This is a genomic window from Paenibacillus sp. FSL R7-0312, from assembly GCF_038004445.1.
GTDB lineage: Bacteria > Bacillota > Bacilli > Paenibacillales > Paenibacillaceae > Paenibacillus_AQ.
In genome coordinates, this window is sequence record NZ_JBBORE010000001.1 from 3937627 (window position 1) to 3953668 (window position 16042).

General features: G+C 51.9%; 15 protein-coding genes. 13 read left to right on the forward strand and 2 right to left on the reverse strand.

Annotated elements, in window-relative coordinates; translation table 11 throughout:
- Positions 1–145: 145 nt before the first annotated feature.
- From spoIIAA to MKX70_RS17140, 4 genes are all read left to right on the forward strand, one after another.
- Positions 146–499: an anti-sigma F factor antagonist gene (gene spoIIAA, locus MKX70_RS17125; RefSeq protein WP_036727462.1), complete on the forward strand. Its 354-nt coding sequence runs from the start codon at positions 146–148 to the stop codon at positions 497–499.
- Complete coding sequence (spoIIAB, locus tag MKX70_RS17130) at positions 496–951, forward strand: anti-sigma F factor (protein WP_042237747.1); 456 nt, start codon at positions 496–498, stop codon at positions 949–951. Before spoIIAA ends, spoIIAB begins: the two co-directional genes overlap by 4 nt.
- Positions 952–962: 11 nt before the next feature.
- Positions 963–1718, forward strand: a complete 756-nt coding sequence (gene sigF / locus MKX70_RS17135; RefSeq protein WP_036727459.1) for an RNA polymerase sporulation sigma factor SigF — start codon at positions 963–965, stop codon at positions 1716–1718.
- 603 nt (positions 1719–2321) lie between these two features.
- The gene (locus MKX70_RS17140; protein WP_340784575.1) at positions 2322–2858 is read left to right on the forward strand and encodes an RNA 2'-phosphotransferase; all 537 of its coding nucleotides are present in this window, start codon (positions 2322–2324) and stop codon (positions 2856–2858) included.
- A gap of 90 nt (positions 2859–2948) precedes the next feature.
- Here MKX70_RS17140 and MKX70_RS17145 read toward each other — a convergent pair whose 3' ends face one another.
- Positions 2949–5120 carry a YDG domain-containing protein gene (locus tag MKX70_RS17145; protein WP_340840397.1) on the reverse strand — a complete coding sequence of 724 codons (2172 nt, stop codon included), beginning with the start codon at positions 5118–5120 and terminating at the stop codon, positions 2949–2951.
- 312 nt (positions 5121–5432) lie between these two features.
- Between MKX70_RS17145 and MKX70_RS17150 the strand changes: the two genes are divergently transcribed.
- The 3 genes from MKX70_RS17150 to MKX70_RS17160 all read left to right on the forward strand — a co-directional run bounded on the left by MKX70_RS17150 (position 5433) and on the right by MKX70_RS17160 (position 9340).
- Positions 5433–7013 (forward strand): sigma-70 family RNA polymerase sigma factor, encoded by a 1581-nt coding sequence (locus tag MKX70_RS17150; protein ID WP_340784579.1) that lies wholly within the window; start codon positions 5433–5435, stop codon positions 7011–7013.
- A gap of 251 nt (positions 7014–7264) precedes the next feature.
- Complete coding sequence (gene tnpB, locus MKX70_RS17155; protein WP_340840399.1) at positions 7265–8407, forward strand: IS200/IS605 family element RNA-guided endonuclease TnpB; 1143 nt, start codon at positions 7265–7267, stop codon at positions 8405–8407.
- Positions 8408–8611: 204 nt separating this feature from the next.
- Positions 8612–9340 (forward strand): metallophosphoesterase family protein, encoded by a 729-nt coding sequence (locus tag MKX70_RS17160; protein ID WP_231637688.1) that lies wholly within the window; start codon positions 8612–8614, stop codon positions 9338–9340.
- A 12-nt stretch (positions 9341–9352) separates the two neighbouring features.
- Here MKX70_RS17160 and MKX70_RS17165 read toward each other — a convergent pair whose 3' ends face one another.
- Positions 9353–10288 (reverse strand): aldo/keto reductase, encoded by a 936-nt coding sequence (locus MKX70_RS17165; RefSeq protein ID WP_042237738.1) that lies wholly within the window; start codon positions 10286–10288, stop codon positions 9353–9355.
- A 151-nt stretch (positions 10289–10439) separates the two neighbouring features.
- On the opposite strand from MKX70_RS17165, the gene MKX70_RS17170 reads away from it, so the two are divergent.
- The 6 genes from MKX70_RS17170 (at position 10440) to MKX70_RS17195 (ending at position 16041) form a co-directional block, all read left to right on the forward strand.
- Positions 10440–11054, forward strand: a complete 615-nt coding sequence (locus MKX70_RS17170; RefSeq protein WP_042237736.1) for a TetR/AcrR family transcriptional regulator — start codon at positions 10440–10442, stop codon at positions 11052–11054.
- A 135-nt stretch (positions 11055–11189) separates the two neighbouring features.
- Positions 11190–12884 carry an oleate hydratase gene (locus tag MKX70_RS17175; protein WP_340840400.1) on the forward strand — a complete coding sequence of 565 codons (1695 nt, stop codon included), beginning with the start codon at positions 11190–11192 and terminating at the stop codon, positions 12882–12884.
- A 137-nt stretch (positions 12885–13021) separates the two neighbouring features.
- Positions 13022–13243, forward strand: a complete 222-nt coding sequence (locus MKX70_RS17180) for a hypothetical protein (protein WP_042237732.1) — start codon at positions 13022–13024, stop codon at positions 13241–13243.
- A 140-nt stretch (positions 13244–13383) separates the two neighbouring features.
- On the forward strand, positions 13384–13695 hold the full coding sequence (locus tag MKX70_RS17185; RefSeq protein ID WP_042237731.1) for a hypothetical protein: 312 nt from the start codon (positions 13384–13386) through the stop codon (positions 13693–13695).
- Positions 13696–13945: 250 nt separating this feature from the next.
- Positions 13946–15004, forward strand: a complete 1059-nt coding sequence (locus MKX70_RS17190; RefSeq protein ID WP_042237729.1) for a FecCD family ABC transporter permease — start codon at positions 13946–13948, stop codon at positions 15002–15004.
- A 2-nt stretch (positions 15005–15006) separates the two neighbouring features.
- Positions 15007–16041: a FecCD family ABC transporter permease gene (locus tag MKX70_RS17195; protein WP_042237727.1), complete on the forward strand. Its 1035-nt coding sequence runs from the start codon at positions 15007–15009 to the stop codon at positions 16039–16041.
- Position 16042 lies beyond the last annotated feature (1 nt).

Here is a 16042-nt window from a genome sequence, read left to right on the forward strand (position 1 = left end):
GCTTTATGTAAGTTCTTAGGGGTTTTCTTCTAGTTTTGTCGTGAGGCAGGAATCCTCAATTGCGGTGTAGAAAACCTTGTCCTTGTAGGGGAAAGAATGGTGTTACAGGGCGGTTGTCCAAGCAACGAAGAGGAGAGTGGCAAGGATGAATTCTCATGTGGAGATGGAGCATCACCGGGGTGTGCTGATTGTCCGTTTGTCTGGTGAACTGGATCATCACGCAGCCGATTATGTACGTATGGATATGGATGAAGCGATTATGCGGGGCCAGGTGGAGCATCTGATTCTCAGCCTCAAGGAGCTGCAGTTCATGGATAGCTCAGGCCTCGGAGTCATTCTGGGAAGGTACAAGCTGATCCGCAGCAAGGGCGGCAAAATGGCAGTCTGCGATGCCACAGCACCCGTGAAGCGCCTGCTGGAAATGTCGGGCCTGTTCAAGATCATGCCCCTATATGACGACGAGAGCGCTGCACTCTCGGATTTGGAGGTTGCGTTATGACAAATAGTGAAGCTCGTAACTTCATGAGCGTCCAGTTTGCCGCACTGTCGGAGAATGAATCATTCGCACGTGTGGTAGTGGCATCTTTTGTCTCCAGGCTCGATCCGACCATGGAGGAGCTGAATGACCTGAAGACGGTTGTGTCGGAGGCGGTCACCAACTGCATTATCCACGGATACGACAGTGATCCTGCAGGAGTGGTCAGCATCTCCGCTTCCATTGATGTTGAGACGGTGCATTTGACGATTGAAGATCAGGGCAAGGGCATTGAGGATTTGGAGCTGGCCCAGCAGCCACTGTATACCTCCAAGCCGGAGCTAGAGCGGTCGGGCATGGGTTTTACCATTATGGAGAATTTCATGGATGAATTCGAAGTTACCAGTGAACCGGGACGCGGGACCTCCATTTCAATGAAGAAAACCATCGTCTCGAAAAAAGCTTTATACAATTAGGGGTTGGAGCCATGGATGCAGAGTCAAAAAAAGCTCCGCCGACCTATTTGGACGATGCGGAGGTCAAACGTCTAATCGCACTCAGTCAAGCCGGGGATCATACGGCCCGCGACACGCTGGTCAATTGCAATATCCGCCTCGTCTGGTCGGTGGTGCAGCGGTTTATGAACCGTGGATATGAACCGGATGATTTGTTCCAGATCGGCTGTATCGGACTTCTGAAGTCCGTTGATAAATTCGACCTCAGCTATGAGGTCAAGTTCTCCACCTATGCGGTGCCGATGATTATCGGCGAGATCCAGCGGTTCCTCCGCGATGACGGCACACTCAAGGTCAGCCGTTCACTCAAGGAAATGGCCAATAAGGTGCGTAAGATGAAGGATGAAATGTCCAAAACGCTCGACCGCCTGCCGACCATCGGCGAAGTGGCGGAGGCGCTGGGCGTGACACCCGAAGAAATCGTCTTCGCCCAGGAAGCCAACAAGCCGCCGACTTCGATCCATGAGACGGTCTTCGAGAATGACGGCGATCCGATCACACTGATCGACCAGATCGCCGACGAGTCGCAAGAGCGCTGGTTCGACAAGCTTGCCTTGAATGAGGCCATCGGAGCCTTAACCGAGCGCGAGCGCCTGATCGTCTACCTGCGCTACTACCGCGACCAGACCCAGTCCGAAGTCGCCAGCCGCCTCGGCATTTCGCAGGTTCAGGTGTCGAGGCTGGAGAAGAAGATTCTCGCGAACATCCGTGAGCAGATCGCGCAGTAGGCCGGAATCAAGGGTTCAGCAGCGATGCAGCAGTCAAACAGCCCCGTCGTTGGCGTTAACCGCCAGGGTGGCGGACTGGAAGTACAGTTGAGCATGAATAGGGTATGAGGATGTACAGTGACGGGTGCAAGGAACGGCAATGTGTGCAGGATGCAAGAGGCTGCCTCGGGAGGGGCGGCTTTTTGCTGTGGACAGGACGCCCAAGACAATGGAACCGCCGCCGCTAATGTGACCATTGCCGCACCGCCACCGCGTTAGTTACCGCCGCCGATACGTTCGCCTTTGCCCACCGCCAGTCATTCTCGCCGCTGATGTCACAGCCATCTCTCTATTAAGACGCTGCCCCCGTCATCAATATCAGCCAACTTCCGCCTCCACCGCCCAAAATGTTGTTTAGAGCTAACACATATCGGATTCTGAGTCCGCGTGCTCCGCAAATCCGTCTGATTAGCTGAAATAGCGGAATTTCAGTCCTCCTCTCCCCAGCCGAAGGATTATATATAGCCTATGCCGTATTATGTTGGGCAGCGTTACCTATGATAAACTCGTAATCAGATATGTTATTTTTGACGCCAATGCGGCATTTTAGTGAGGAGGTCTGATATGGATTATTCGAAGGTCAGTAAAGAGGTTTCATATGCACTGCGTCACGCGCCTTGGGAGTATGAACTGGAATTAGATGATGAGGGCTTTGTAGAGATACAGCAGCTATTAAGCGCACTGCGCCTTGAGCAACAATGGAATTCAGTAACTGCAGATGATCTGGCTAAGATGATAGAGGTATCGGCTAAACAGCGGCATGAGATTGTGGAGGGCAGGATAAGGGCGCTATATGGTCACTCTGTGCCTCAAAAGATAATTAAGCAGAATGAAACCCCACCCCCCGTTCTGTACCATGGGACAGCCAGGCAATGGGTGGAGACGATTCTGCACGAGGGCCTTAAACCAATGAAGAGACAGTATGTGCATTTCTCGGTTGATACCGAAACAGCAAAGCTGGTTGGAGGCCGTAAAGATTCTAATCCTGTGATCTTAATAATTGACGCCGGGCGGGCAGCGAACGAAGGAATCAAGTTTTACCAAGGCAATCATAATATCTGGTTAGCGGACTACATCCCGCCTGAATTCATTTCTGACTAGTACCGCTCCATCATCAAAAAGCGCCCCAGCCAGCCGGTTTACGGCTCGCGGGACGCTTTTATCTTTTAACAAGTGTTCACATATCTCTGCCTAAGGCGCTACAATTACACCTATGGAAATCATATAATTCCCTGGTGCCAAATAGTTCGCGGCATCGTCCCCGGATAAGGTGTAGACTACGGTGATGATTTTGCCGCTGCCCACAGCAGCGTCGCTGTAAGCCGCCGTTGCGCTGACCGTTACATCATCTCCCGGAAGGACTCCAATCAGAGTGCCTGGAGTAACTTGCGCTGATAGCGTTCCGTCAAAGAGCTTGGACTCCGTGATGGCTGGTGGGGTAATGTCTAACTGCAAGGCAGTGATAATCCCCGTGCTTATGGTGTAGCTAACAGGCGGGAGATAATTGCCAGCGTCTGGACCTGTCAAAATGTACGAAATAGTTATGATTTTATTCATTCCTACATTGACATCGCTGTATTCACCAATACCTTCTACTGTGACGATATCACCAGGTTCGATTCCGGTCACGGCCCCGGCAACCACTGCCGCCGCAGTAGTTCCATCATAGACTCTGGACCGTGTAATCTGGTCCTTATCAACTTCTCCATTCGTAGCGATGTAGTTCACAGGTGCAATATAATTTCCGGCATCAGCACCGCTAAGTGTATAGACTACAGTTATGGTCTTGCCCGTACCCACTGCAGAGGTATCATAGTTGGCAACGGCGCTCACACTGACATCTTCGCCGGGGATTACTCCAACGAGCTGACCAGGGATAACAGCTGCCGTGGTTGTTCCGTCCTTGAACTTCGCCAAGGTCAGATCCGGAGCCCCGACGGTCAATGGATTCAGCGAGATGATCCCCGTATGTACGGTGTATGGGGCTGGAGCAATATAACTGGCTGCCTGGGCTCCGCTTAAGGTGTAGATAACTGTTATAGTCTTGCTGATCCCGGGCACCGCGCTGCTGTAAGAAGCGGATGCATGCACTTCTACTACGTCACCGCTCAGCACGCCTTGCAGAGGACTTGCGGTTACCGCTGCGGTGGCAGTGCCATCATAGGTTCTGGACTCCGTCAGTGAGGCCGGAGCATCTAGGGACAGCTCAATGGCTATAACCTCAATCGTGCTTGAAGGGATTGAAATATTGCCGGAGCTATCTACAGCATATACAACATAATGATCTGCAGGCAGGCCCTGCGTGTTCAGCTGGGAATAGACGGAGGCAGTTACCGCCAGCTTTATCCCGTGGTCAGCTTGGACAGAATTCTCCAGACCGGTTGGGGTGACAATTACTGTAGAAGGGACCAGATACAAATAACCCGCTTCGTTACTTGTCCCGTATACATTGTCTCCTACAGTAACGGCTCCAAGAGTTACACTTGTAAGGATCGGGGCTGTCGTATCTGCCGGATCAGGAGTCACAGTCGGAGCCGCTGTAGGTTCTGATGTTGCTGTAGCTTCCGGTTCTGGTGCTGCTGTAGGTGTGGAGACAGGTGTGGACGTTGGAACTGAAGGAATATCGGGGTTCCGGGGAGGTGAAGGTGTAGCCGTCGGTGAAGCTGTTGGACTGGCTGCCGGAGAGGCAGTTGCCGAAGGGGTGACCGTGCCTGTATTATCCGGTGTACTGGCCGGTGCAGCCTCAATGGCCTTAGTCCTAGTTAATGATACTACTGCTTCCGCGCGTGTAATATCCCTGCCGGGCTTGAAGCTGTTATCTTCGGAATACCCTTTCATGATCCCTGCGGAGGCTACTGCATTTACAGAACCCAGTGCCCAGGCGGCAATATCCTTGGAATCGCTGAAAATAGCGCTGGTCTGCGCTGCATCCAGCTTCAATAACCGGTTGATGATTACTGCGGCTTCCTGTCTGCTGATGGTCTTGCCTGTACCGATGGTCCCATCTGAATATCCGTTGACATATCCGGCTTTGACTGCTTTGGCAACCTCGGCGTAGGCCCAGTTGCTTGAAGAGAGGTCCGTATAGGAGACAGCCGCAGTTTCAGTGAACCCAAACGCACGATTAATCAGCGCCATGAATTCGGTTCTTTTCAGACTGTTATCCGGCTTGAAGCTGCCGTCGGCGTATCCCTGAATGAACCCGTTTTCAACCCATTCCGTCACTTCGTTCTGAGCCCAGTGGCCTGTGATGCCTGTTAATGAAGGTGCTGCCGCGCCAAAAGCTGTTCCAACCGAAGAAGAATAAAGTGCGGTAACAATCATTAGTGTGGAGAGAAAAAGTCTGCCGGGTTTAGGTTTCAATGTTATGCCTCCTGAAATTTGTAATGTCTCCGATGAAATAAGCTGTTGTTATTCGCGTTAAATATCCTCCCAGGCTCCAAGATTTGCTAAATGAAATAATAGTAACACACATTATTAAAAATTAATTAGAATAAAATTAGTTTGTGTAAATTTAATTTATCAAAATATAAACCTGACACTGGTCAATAAACTAAGGGCATGTAGCATAGATAGGCTAACCCGGATCTTGAACAATGATTTGTAACCTTTTCCTCTTGGAATGGCACTTATCCTTAGAACAGATGAAAATACAGAAATGAGGTTCGCAGGCTTATGCTGCAGTGGATTGAAGAAGCACAGAAAGGGGACGCCGGAGCATTCAGGCAGCTGACAGAGCATGTCCGGGGTATGGCTTACGTAGTGTCTTACCATATGCTGGGAGATGTTCAGCTGGCGGAAGACGCGGTGCAGGAGGCATTTATTGAGGCGTATATGAACCTTGGGAGTCTGCAGGAGCCGGCGGCGTTTCCGGGCTGGTTCAGAACCATTGTGGTTAGGCAGTGCCACCGGTTGCTGCGGCGCAGACACCAAACACTGCTGCCGCTAGAGGCAGCAGTACATGTCGCCGGGTCTTCTCCAGGCGTTGAGGAAATTGCCGAACGCAGAGAATGGGCACAGGTGCTGCATAGCTCGGTGGCAGAATTGTCCGCCAGGCTGCGGGTACCGCTGCAGCTGTTCTACTTCTATGGCTATTCGCTACAGGAGATTTCCGTTTATTTGGGAATTCCGGCCGGAACGCTGAAGAAAAGGCTGTATGACGGCAGACGCAAGCTGAAGGGGGCTTTTCCCGTAGCCGATCTTGCGGCCGCATTGAATCTGTTACAAGAGGGAGGACAGCGTATGCTGCATATTGTGAACGGTGATTTCGTTGGAGATAAGCTGAAGCAGGGGATTGTCCAAGGAGATGTGCTCGTATGGAGAGAAATCTACACGGCGGGGCCGATATTCATGGATCCGTCGTCAGTGCAGGAGCGGCGGCTGCGGGCGGAGGTTCTGCAGGCCACACTGGGAATTCCGGCAGAAGAATATATGAAGGGCTGTGAGGAGCAGGAGCGCATGCTCAGCGGATTTCAGCGTTATGATGAAGTGGTCCTGTGGTTTGAGCATGATCTGTTCGACCAGAGTATGCTGGCCTACCTGCTGCACTGGTTCAGCAACCGGAAGCTGGGCAGCACGAAGCTGAGTCTGCTCTGCATCGGGGAATTTCCCGGAATTGAGCTGTTCCATGGTCTGGGCCAGCTTACGGCAGACCAGCTTCAGACCTTGTCCGGAACCTGGCAGAATATCGGCACGGAGGAGCTGAAGCTTGGGAGCAGGCTATGGCAGGCATATGCATCTCCAAACCCCCGGCAGCTGGCACAGCTCCTGGAAGAGAGCAAGCCCGAGCTGGCCAAATCCGCGTTTTCTTTTGCCTATGATGCCTTTAAGCTTCATCTCTCACGTCTGCCTTCAATTGATAACGGTCTTGGTATTGCCGAACAGACGACGCTTGAGGCTGTGGCTGGCGGAGCGGATACGCCCCTGAAGCTGTTCCGTCAAGTTACAGATGCACTGCACCGACTGGGAATGGGAGACGTGGAATACTGGAAGGTTCTTCGCACGCTGACGGCTGGAGAGCATCCTCTACTTATTATTGAGGGTACGGCAGAAATTACAGACTACAGAGAAGTACCGGAATTCCTGAACCGCACAGTTATTATGTCAGAGCTGGGGGAGAGGGTATTGGCCGGAACAGCGGATAGAGTGAGGATACAAGGTATAGATGAATGGTACGGCGGGCTGCATCTGCAGGGGCATGAGGTGCCTTGGCGCTGGGACAGCGCTGCTGAATTACCAGTGCAGGTCGGAACGTAACACAGAGCGAATAGTATTGGATGAAGAGGTTTCCCGGCTGAGCGGGCTAACCTCTTTTTTCTGCAGGCTGCTGTCCGCATAACCGCTTACAACCGGTTTTCAGCAGCAGGGCCGTGCGGAAATCCGGGTTTATCTAAAAAAGCTGAGAATACTCCACCCTCGATAGGGTGGGGATGAATCAGTAGTTTTCGATTTCAAGACGAACATATGTGCTATAATATGGATGAGATCACTAAAAGGAGGTGTTGCCCATGCTCGTGTCTGCGCAGGAGGTTTCTTCGAAACACTTGGTTCATCAAGCCTATAAATATCGGATCTACCCCAATACAGAGCAACAGCAACTCATTCGTCGAATGTTTGGCTGCTGCCGTTTTGTGTTCAATTACTTCTTGGGAGCTTGGAATCAAAGCTATGCGGAAACGGGAAAAGGCTTGTCTTATCACGCTTGTGCAACACAACTCCCCGGTTTAAAAGCACAATACGACTGGCTGAAAGAAGTCGATAGCATCGCTTTGCAGTCGGCTGCTCGTCATGTGGCGGATAGCTTTGATCGTTTTTTCAAGAAGCAAAATCAAGCGCCACGCTTCAAGAGCCGAAAGCATCCGATTCAAAGTTACACGACCAAATTCACCAACGGGAATATCGCCATGGAGGGCAGTCGCTTGAAGCTCCCCAAACTCGGCTGGATACGTTTTGCAAACTCCCGGAAGCTGGAAGGCCGGATATTGTCCGCTACCGTTCGTAAAAACGCCAGCGGGAAATTTTTCGTCTCGCTCGTTTGCGAAGTTCAAAAGAACCCTCTGCCCCAAGTGGATACACCTATTGGCATCGACTTAGGTTTGAAAGAATATGCAGTATGCTCAAACGGCGAACATATCGCCAATCCTCGCTTTTACCGTCAATACGAGAACAAGCTGGCGTTTTGGCAGCGGCGGATGGCCCGGCGTACTCCGGGCGGCTCCAACTGGAAGAAAGCAAGGCAGCATATCGCTCGTATTCACGAACGCATTGCCAATAAACGAAATGACTTCCTCCACAAGCTGACCACGAGACTGATTCGTGAAAACCAAACGATTAGTATCGAACATCTGCGTGTGGCGAATATGATTCAGAACCCCAAGCTTTCAAAATCCATTGCTGATGCGTCTTGGGGCGAGTGGGTGCGACAGCTGACGTATAAAGCGAAATGGTATGGACGAAATCTTCGGATCGCCGACACGTTTGAGCCGACCAGTCAGCGTTGCCATGTGTGTGGCACGATCCACCCCGAGGTGAAGAACCTGTCCGTTCGGGAATGGACGTGTACGGCCTGCGGAACGATTCATGACCGTGACGAAAACGCCGCTCATAATATTAAACAAGTAGCGGTTAACCCCCACCTAACCAAACGATAGAATTCAAGATTTCACTTGCGTCAAAAATGTAAAACTGCGGGAACGCAGGGATCGCTTGCTCCATAAGAAGAGGGTACTCTTCTGTTCGCAAGAATCCGCCACTTCAAGCGTTAGCTAAGTGGGGGAGAATTCAACAGTATAATTAATATTCTGAGTGTAAGGCTTCTTATGAAAAGAAGAGGAGGAACGAGTATCAGAACTTTAGTGATTAGTGACATTCATGGATGCGTGGAGGAATTCAACCTGCTGCTCCGCAGAGCCAACTATATCCCCTCCGAAGACCAGTTAATTCTGCTTGGTGATTATGTGGACCGGGGGCCGGACAGCAGGGCGGTGGTTGAGCAGGTGAAACGTCTTGCGGAAGAGCACGGTGTTATCGTGCTGCGGGGCAATCATGACCAGATGGCGTGTGATGCGCTGGCCGGTGAAGATGACAAGCGCGATACACACTGGATTACAGGTGGAGGATTTCATACCTTGCTGAGTTATTGCGGAGGCCGCGATTCGGTCCTGCTGCGCCCGGATTCAGGCTGGAAGGAGTATGCGGAGATGAAGGAATATATGCGCCGCGAGTATCAGGAGCATCTGGATTTTCTGGGTACGCTGCCTTTCTATTATGAAACGGACACCCATGTATTCGTCCACGCAGGAATTGATCCTTCTCTTGCCGACTGGACAAGCCAGCGGGAGTATGATTTCATCTGGATTCGCGAGCCGTTCTACAATCATCCGGTAACCTCTACCGCAAAGACGGTCGTATTCGGCCATACCTCCACGGTAGATTTGCAGGACGGGGCAGGAATCTGGTTCAGCCCGCATGGAGACAAGATTGGCATTGACGGCGGCTGTGTATATGGAGAGCAGCTGAACTGTCTGGAGATTAATGAAGACGGGTATAAGACCTATTCAATCCGGTTTGGCGAAAAGGAATAACTGCAGCCGCGATTACCAGCCCAGCTGCTGATTCCGGATCTCCTTGTCCCACAGCTCCTTGAGCCTCACCACATGCTCCGCCGGCATCACCTCATGGCTTGCGGATATATTCTCGGCCAGCTGTGTGCTGCTGCGTACTCCGGGAATAACGGTGGTGACCTGAGGGTGAGCAAGGATGAAGCGCAGCGCAGCCATAGTCATGGTCGTCTCTTCGTCCGTTATGAACCGGATGCGATCCACCAGGGCCGCGCGTTTCGCGATCACCTCCGGAGACCAGCGGCTTCTTACCCCTTCGAAGGTGCTGCTGCTGTCATATTTGCCGGAGAGCCAGCCGGAGTCCAGAGGGACCTTGACGATAATCGCTATGTTTCTCTCATGGGCCAGCTCGAAAGCTTCCGCCGTTTCCTGGTAAAAGATATTGAACATCACCTCCATAACGCCGATATCCGTATGGCGGATGACCTCCAGCATTTCCGGCACGGAATCGACCGAAACTCCGTAAGCGAGAATTTTTCCTTCAGCTTTTAGCTTGTCCAGCTCGTCGTAGTGACCGTATTTGCCGTCCAGCAGCTCAAAAGGCGGATTATGAATCAGCACGGAATCCACATAATCCGTCTGCAGACGCTGTAAGCTGCCTTCGACGGAGGCCCGAATGTGGTCCGCATCAAAGCTGGTGCTGCCATCTGCCCTGTGACCGAATTTGGTGTTGATCACAGCACCTGTGCGTCTGCCGGATAGGGCTGCTCCGAGCAGGGTTTCACTGGCACCGTGCCCGTAACCCGGGGCGGTATCGAAGAAATTCATGCCGAGCTCCAGCGCTTCATGCACCAGAGAGACCGCTGCACGATCCTCCATAGCCTCCCAATCCTGCTTGTTCCCAAGCTGCCAGGCACCGAAGCCAATCTCCGATACAGTCTTTCCCGTATTGCCGTACCTTCTTCTATTCAAGCGTATCCACTCCCGTAAGGTTATTATGAAAACCTGCTCTTAATTGGTTATAATTGGAACATCTATACCGTATTGTAGAACCTTGAAGCCTAATAAGCAATGCAGTAAATGCAGAAGTCTGGTTAAGTTCTACTGCAGTAAGGGGGAAGAAATGTCCAATTCACTGTTAACCAAGAACGCTTTAGCCCGGTCACTCAAAAAACTCATGCTCGCAAAGCCCCTGAACAAAATTACGATCCAGCAGCTTACAGCGGATTGCGGCGTGACCCGGCATACGTTTTATAATCATTTTCAGGATATCTACGAGCTGCTCGGCTGGGTCTACAGGTCAGAGGTAATTGAAGGGCTGGAACCCTACCGCTGCTGTGCCGGCTGGAAGCAGGGATTCTTAAGCGTCCTGCGGTACATCGTGAGTAACAAAACCATCTGTCTGAACACCTTTCATTCGCTTGGACGCGAGCATTTGGAACAGTTTCTGTACGGAGTTATTTATGGTGTCATGATCAGGGTAGTGGAAGAACTGGACGGGCAGGAGCAGGATCGTGAAGGACAAAAACAGATACCGGAACAGGGGAGAAGCCAGGCCAGACAGGACATTGCCGATTTCTACACACTGGCTATCCTTGAACAGGTGATCCACTGGCTCAAAGCAGGGGCAAATACCGACCCGGCCGAAATGGTGGAGAAGGTAGCGCGGATTATGGAAGGAAGCATCGCCCGGGGCCTGGAACACTACCAGGCTGCCGCCGCCCACCCGGCCCAGTGAAATGACACAATCTACGGCAGATGTGTAATCCCTGTACAGTCACGCCAAGCTGTCCATAGAATTCATTGTTCACGGTGGGTATAGTGAAGGCAGTTAGCAGGCACTTATCCCCAGATCATGGAAGGAAGAGGACATATGGGTACCTATCAAAGAATTCATCCGCTGGTACAGGAAGGCATCGCTTCACGTAAGGCATATCTCGTAGGAGGGGGGATCGGCTCGTTGTCGGCAGCCGCTTTCCTGATCCGTGACGGCCATATGCCGGGGCGCAATATTCATATCCTTGAGCAATCAGCGGTCTATGGCGGCTCGATGGACGGGGCTGGCAACGCCAAAGACGGATACAGTGCCCGCGGCGGACGCGAGATCGAAGAGCACTTTGAATGCTTCATGGAGCTGTTCGGCTTCATTCCCTCATTAACGAATCCGGACCGGACGGTGCTGGATGAATTCCGTGAGCTGAATCTGGCAGAACCGATCGAATCCCACTGCCGTCTGGTAGAAAAGGAAGGGCAGCCCGCCGATTTCTCAACGCTGGGACTCTCCACTGCGCATGCGCTGCAATTGGGAAAGCTGACCCTGGCGACGGAAGAAAGACTTGGGGCGGTGACGATTGAGCAGTTTTTTGACCCGACCTTCCTGGAGACGAACTTCTGGTATTTCTGGCGCTCGATGTTCGCCTTCGAGAATTGGCATAGTGTAGTTGAGGTGAAGCGTTACATGGAACGCTTCATGCACCTGATCTCCGGGATGAACCAGCTGAAGGGAATCCTGCATACCGAATACAACCAGTTCGATTCACTGATTCTTCCCTTGATGAAATGGCTGGAAAGCCAGGGGGTCCATCTTGACAAAGGACATCAGGTAACAGATCTGGAGCTTGATTTCACCGGCGGGGAGAAGACCGTAACCGCTATTCAGCTGCTCGTAAACGGAACACCGAAGACCCTCTCAACAGCACGCGGAGATCTGGTTATGGTCACCAATGGCTCGATGACAGAGAACTCCACTCTGGGCGATTTGGACCATCCGGCGGTTCTGAACCGCTCTGTTACGGAACGCGGCTGCTGGAGCCTATGGGAGAAGCTTGCCGCGAAATCTCCGGATTTCGGCCACCCGGAAGTGTTCTGCGGGGACATCGACAAGTCCAAGTGGCTGTCGTTTACAATGACCTTTACCGATGATGATATTGTATTCCCGTACCTGCTTGAGCTGACCGGGGATGCTCCCGGTATGGGCGGCGTTGTGACCATCAAAGACTCCAGCTGGATGATGTCCTGGACCGCACCGAAGCAGCCGCATTTCATTAACCAGCCGGAGAATGTGAAGGTGCTCTGGGCCTATGGATTATTCCCGGATGCCGAAGGCGATTATATCAAGAAGAAAATGAGTGACTGCAGTGGACGCGAGCTTCTGGAGGAGCTGATGTACCATATCGGTCTGAAGAACCGCATTCCGGAGATTCTGGAGCATACGACCAATGTTATTCCTTGTATGATGCCTTATATCACTTCACAGTTCATGCCGCGTGTCGCAGGAGACCGCCCGCAGGTGATTCCGCAGGGCAGCACCAATCTGGCCTTCCTCGGCCAGTTTGCCGAAGTTCCGGACGACTGCGTCTTTACCGTAGAATATTCGGTCCGCTCCGCGATGATGGCAGTGTACAATCTTTTGGCGCTCGAAAAAGAAGTGATTCCTGTCCATCCGAGTAAATATGATGTTCGGGTGCTGCTGACAGCGCTCAGAACCTGCCTTGGCAACAAGCCGCTGCCGCTGGATAAGACGCTCGGCCAGCTGCTGGCCGGAACAGTGATTTCCAAATTACTATAAAAGGTTAAGAAGTATAACATATATCAGGGGATGTCCCGGAGCCGGGACATTCCCTGTTTGTATAGCGCCAGCTTTCGACATATTCCTCCCGCAGAATATGGTACAGTAAGACTAAAATTTCTGCGGAGGAACCCCTGATGAGAAAAATCTTAAGCCGTATAGGTCTTGGACTGCTGCTGCTGATTATAGTGGCAGTTGTGCTGTGCTTCTATTTCAATCAATTTACTTATGCCTACACACTGCTTGTAGTGCTGCTGTTCATATTTGGCGGGATGGGGCAGATGTATAAGCTGAAGAATGATGAGTACATGTATTCGAGGCATAACCAGAAAGATGAGTATGAGGAATACACAAGGTAAGAAGAATTACATAGATAAGCAGAATTACATAGATAAGCAGAATGTGTTCCGGCCGCTCAAGGCATGCTCAAGGTCCGGCTAACATAGGATGGTATTAAGCAAGCGCTTTAACCATTCAGTCACAGCAGGAGGGAGACCGCGTGAACGAGAGACTGGCAGCTTTAATTCTGCGGATTGACGTTATTGCCACGGATATCATTGTACCGCTGCGCCGCAAAATCATTAATGAAGCCGCCCTGCTTCAGTTATATGAGGCGCTGGATGAAACGTATCTGCTGATCGAGCATGAGAAGCAGATTGACCGGGAGCTCGCAGCTATTCTGTTTCTGATCTATTCACAGCTGGTCAGCCAGTCTAATTATGTGTATGACAAAAGCACCTTCGTTCCGCATATCGGCAAGCTGGAGGGATATATCCGCAGACTATTCGGCGGTACGCTTCAGAATGTATAGTACGAAACCCCCGGACATTCCTGTCTATTCAGCAGCTATTGAACAAGGCAACCTGACTCCCAGATACATCCCCTGAGGATGTAATCGGGATACAGGTTGTCTTTTTTCATGCGGATATCCTGCGCGAAATGGATGATTAGAGACTTTCTATGTACAAGGGTTAGATTTGTCCATTGCCAAACAGTGACAAATTCAATTACAATATTACAATGATAATGAGAATCAATTTCACAGAAAACGGGTGACATTCATGAATCAACAGGCAGTGTCCAGGAATGGGCTTGATCAGAGAGCAGAACCGCTCAAACTACGTTCGCGCCCTTGGGCGGCAACGCTGATCCTAATTGGCGGTTTGATTGCGCTGGCGCTGGGCATCGCTGTTTCAGTATCGTTTGGGGCAGCAGATATTAAGCTTTCTGTCGTTTGGACAGCAGTGTTCCACTTCAATCCGGAACTTACAGAGCATCAGATTATCCGGGAGCTGAGGCTGCCGCGGGTTCTCGGCGGAGTGATGGTCGGAGCCAGCTTCGCAGTGGCGGGAGCCATCATGCAGGGGATGACCCGCAATCCGCTAGCGGATTCGGGACTGATGGGCATTAACTCGGGGGCGGGTTTTGCGCTGGCCGTCTGCTTTGCTTTTTTTCCGAATTTGTCGTTTATGTATCTTATTCTATATTCCTTCATCGGGGCCGGAGCCGGAGCCGGTATCGTCTATGGCATAGGTTCACTGGCCAAAGGAGGACTTACCCCGGCCCGGCTGGTACTGGCCGGAGCCGCCTTCAGTGCGCTGCTCTCGGCGCTCAGTGAGGGCGTGGCGCTGTACTTCAAAATCGGACAGGACCTCGCCTTCTGGTATGCAGGCGGCTTGGCCGGAACGAAATGGTTCCAGCTTCAGGTCATGTCTCCCTGGGTGATTGCGGCAATCATCGGGGCGATTATTCTGTCCCGTTCCATTACGATGCTCAGTCTGGGGGAAGATATCGCCAGAGGACTGGGACAGCGTACCGGTCTGGTCAAATTGGCCGGGGCCTTAGTCGTCCTGATTCTGGCTGGCGCTTCCGTAGCTATAGTAGGAGCGGTAGGGTTTGTCGGGCTGATTATTCCACATCTGACACGTTATCTTGTAGGTGTGGATTACAGATGGATTATTCCCTGCTCCGCCGTGCTGGGTGCATTGCTTGTGGTAGGGGCGGATCTGACCGCGCGGATGATCAACCCGCCGCATGAAACGCCAGTAGGAGCAATTATAGCGCTGATCGGGGTGCCATTCTTCCTGTATCTGGCCCGCAAAGAAAGAAGGGAGCTGTAAAGATGCAGAGAACCAGGGTAGTTTCCTTCGAAGAAGCAAGGCTTAAGCATGGTCTGACTGTACTTAGTGTGCTGGCCGTACTGATTATTATCATGTTCATTATAAGTATGAATACAGGATACATACGTTTAACTCCGCTTGAGCTGTTGAATACGCTGTTCGGCAAGGGGACGGATAAGCAGGAATTAATTCTGTTTCAATTCCGCTTGCCGCGTATTGTAATTTCCATCCTGATTGGAGCTGCATTGGCAGTTTCCGGAGCGGTGATGCAGGGGGTTTTCCGCAATGATCTGGCCGATCCGGGGATCCTGGGCATTAATGCCGGAGCCGGATTGATGGTTATGCTGATGGTATCCTTCTATCCAACGACCTCTGCGGCACCTGTCTATCTGCTGCCGGTAGTTGCATTTGTCGGGGCGGCATTTACTGCCGCATTGATCTACAGCCTGGCCTATAAGCGGCATCAGGGAATTGCGCCGATCCGTCTGCTGCTCACCGGTGTCGCAGTTGCGGCAGGGATGAGTGCAGCGATGATTGTGCTGACGCTTCGCTTAGATCCGGACAAATATCAATTCGTCGCCACGTGGCTTGCGGGCAGCATCTGGGGCACCAGCTGGAAATTTGTATTGTCCCTGCTTCCCTGGATTGTGATTCTCCTGCCCTACGTCATCTATAAGGCAAGGGTTATGAATGTGCTGAATCTGGGCGAGCAGACGGCTACCGGTCTTGGTGCTCATGTCACCAGAGAACAGTTCCGGCTCCTAGCAGCGGCAGTCGGACTTGCGGCTTCAAGTGTAGCCGTAAGCGGCGGGATTGGCTTCGTCGGACTGGTCGGCCCGCATTTGGCCAGACGGTTGGTGGGACCGAAGCATCAGCTGATGCTTCCAGCCTCCGCACTGCTAGGCGCACTGCTCGTCATCACTGCAGATACGATCGGCCGCCGGATTCTGCAGCCGTCAGAGATCCCCACCGGCATTGTTGTTGCCGTTATAGGCGCTCCTTACTTTCTGTATTTGCTGGCCCGGACCAAATCTTAAA

What these genes read in the sequence shown, in the direction of transcription:
- MKX70_RS17150 (WP_340784579.1), top strand. Translation starts at nt 5,433, where the DNA reads ATGCTGCAGTGGATTGAAGAAGCACAGAAAGGGGACGCCGGAGCATTC.
- tnpB (WP_340840399.1), top strand. Translation starts at nt 7,265, where the DNA reads ATGCTCGTGTCTGCGCAGGAGGTTTCTTCGAAACACTTGGTTCATCAA.
- MKX70_RS17140 (WP_340784575.1), top strand. Translation starts at nt 2,322, where the DNA reads ATGGATTATTCGAAGGTCAGTAAAGAGGTTTCATATGCACTGCGTCAC.
- MKX70_RS17175 (WP_340840400.1), top strand. Translation starts at nt 11,190, where the DNA reads ATGGGTACCTATCAAAGAATTCATCCGCTGGTACAGGAAGGCATCGCT.
- MKX70_RS17180 (WP_042237732.1), top strand. Translation starts at nt 13,022, where the DNA reads ATGAGAAAAATCTTAAGCCGTATAGGTCTTGGACTGCTGCTGCTGATT.
- spoIIAB (WP_042237747.1), top strand. Translation starts at nt 496, where the DNA reads ATGACAAATAGTGAAGCTCGTAACTTCATGAGCGTCCAGTTTGCCGCA.
- spoIIAA (WP_036727462.1), top strand. Translation starts at nt 146, where the DNA reads ATGAATTCTCATGTGGAGATGGAGCATCACCGGGGTGTGCTGATTGTC.
- MKX70_RS17195 (WP_042237727.1), top strand. Translation starts at nt 15,007, where the DNA reads ATGCAGAGAACCAGGGTAGTTTCCTTCGAAGAAGCAAGGCTTAAGCAT.
- MKX70_RS17170 (WP_042237736.1), top strand. Translation starts at nt 10,440, where the DNA reads ATGTCCAATTCACTGTTAACCAAGAACGCTTTAGCCCGGTCACTCAAA.
- sigF (WP_036727459.1), top strand. Translation starts at nt 963, where the DNA reads ATGGATGCAGAGTCAAAAAAAGCTCCGCCGACCTATTTGGACGATGCG.
- MKX70_RS17190 (WP_042237729.1), top strand. Translation starts at nt 13,946, where the DNA reads ATGAATCAACAGGCAGTGTCCAGGAATGGGCTTGATCAGAGAGCAGAA.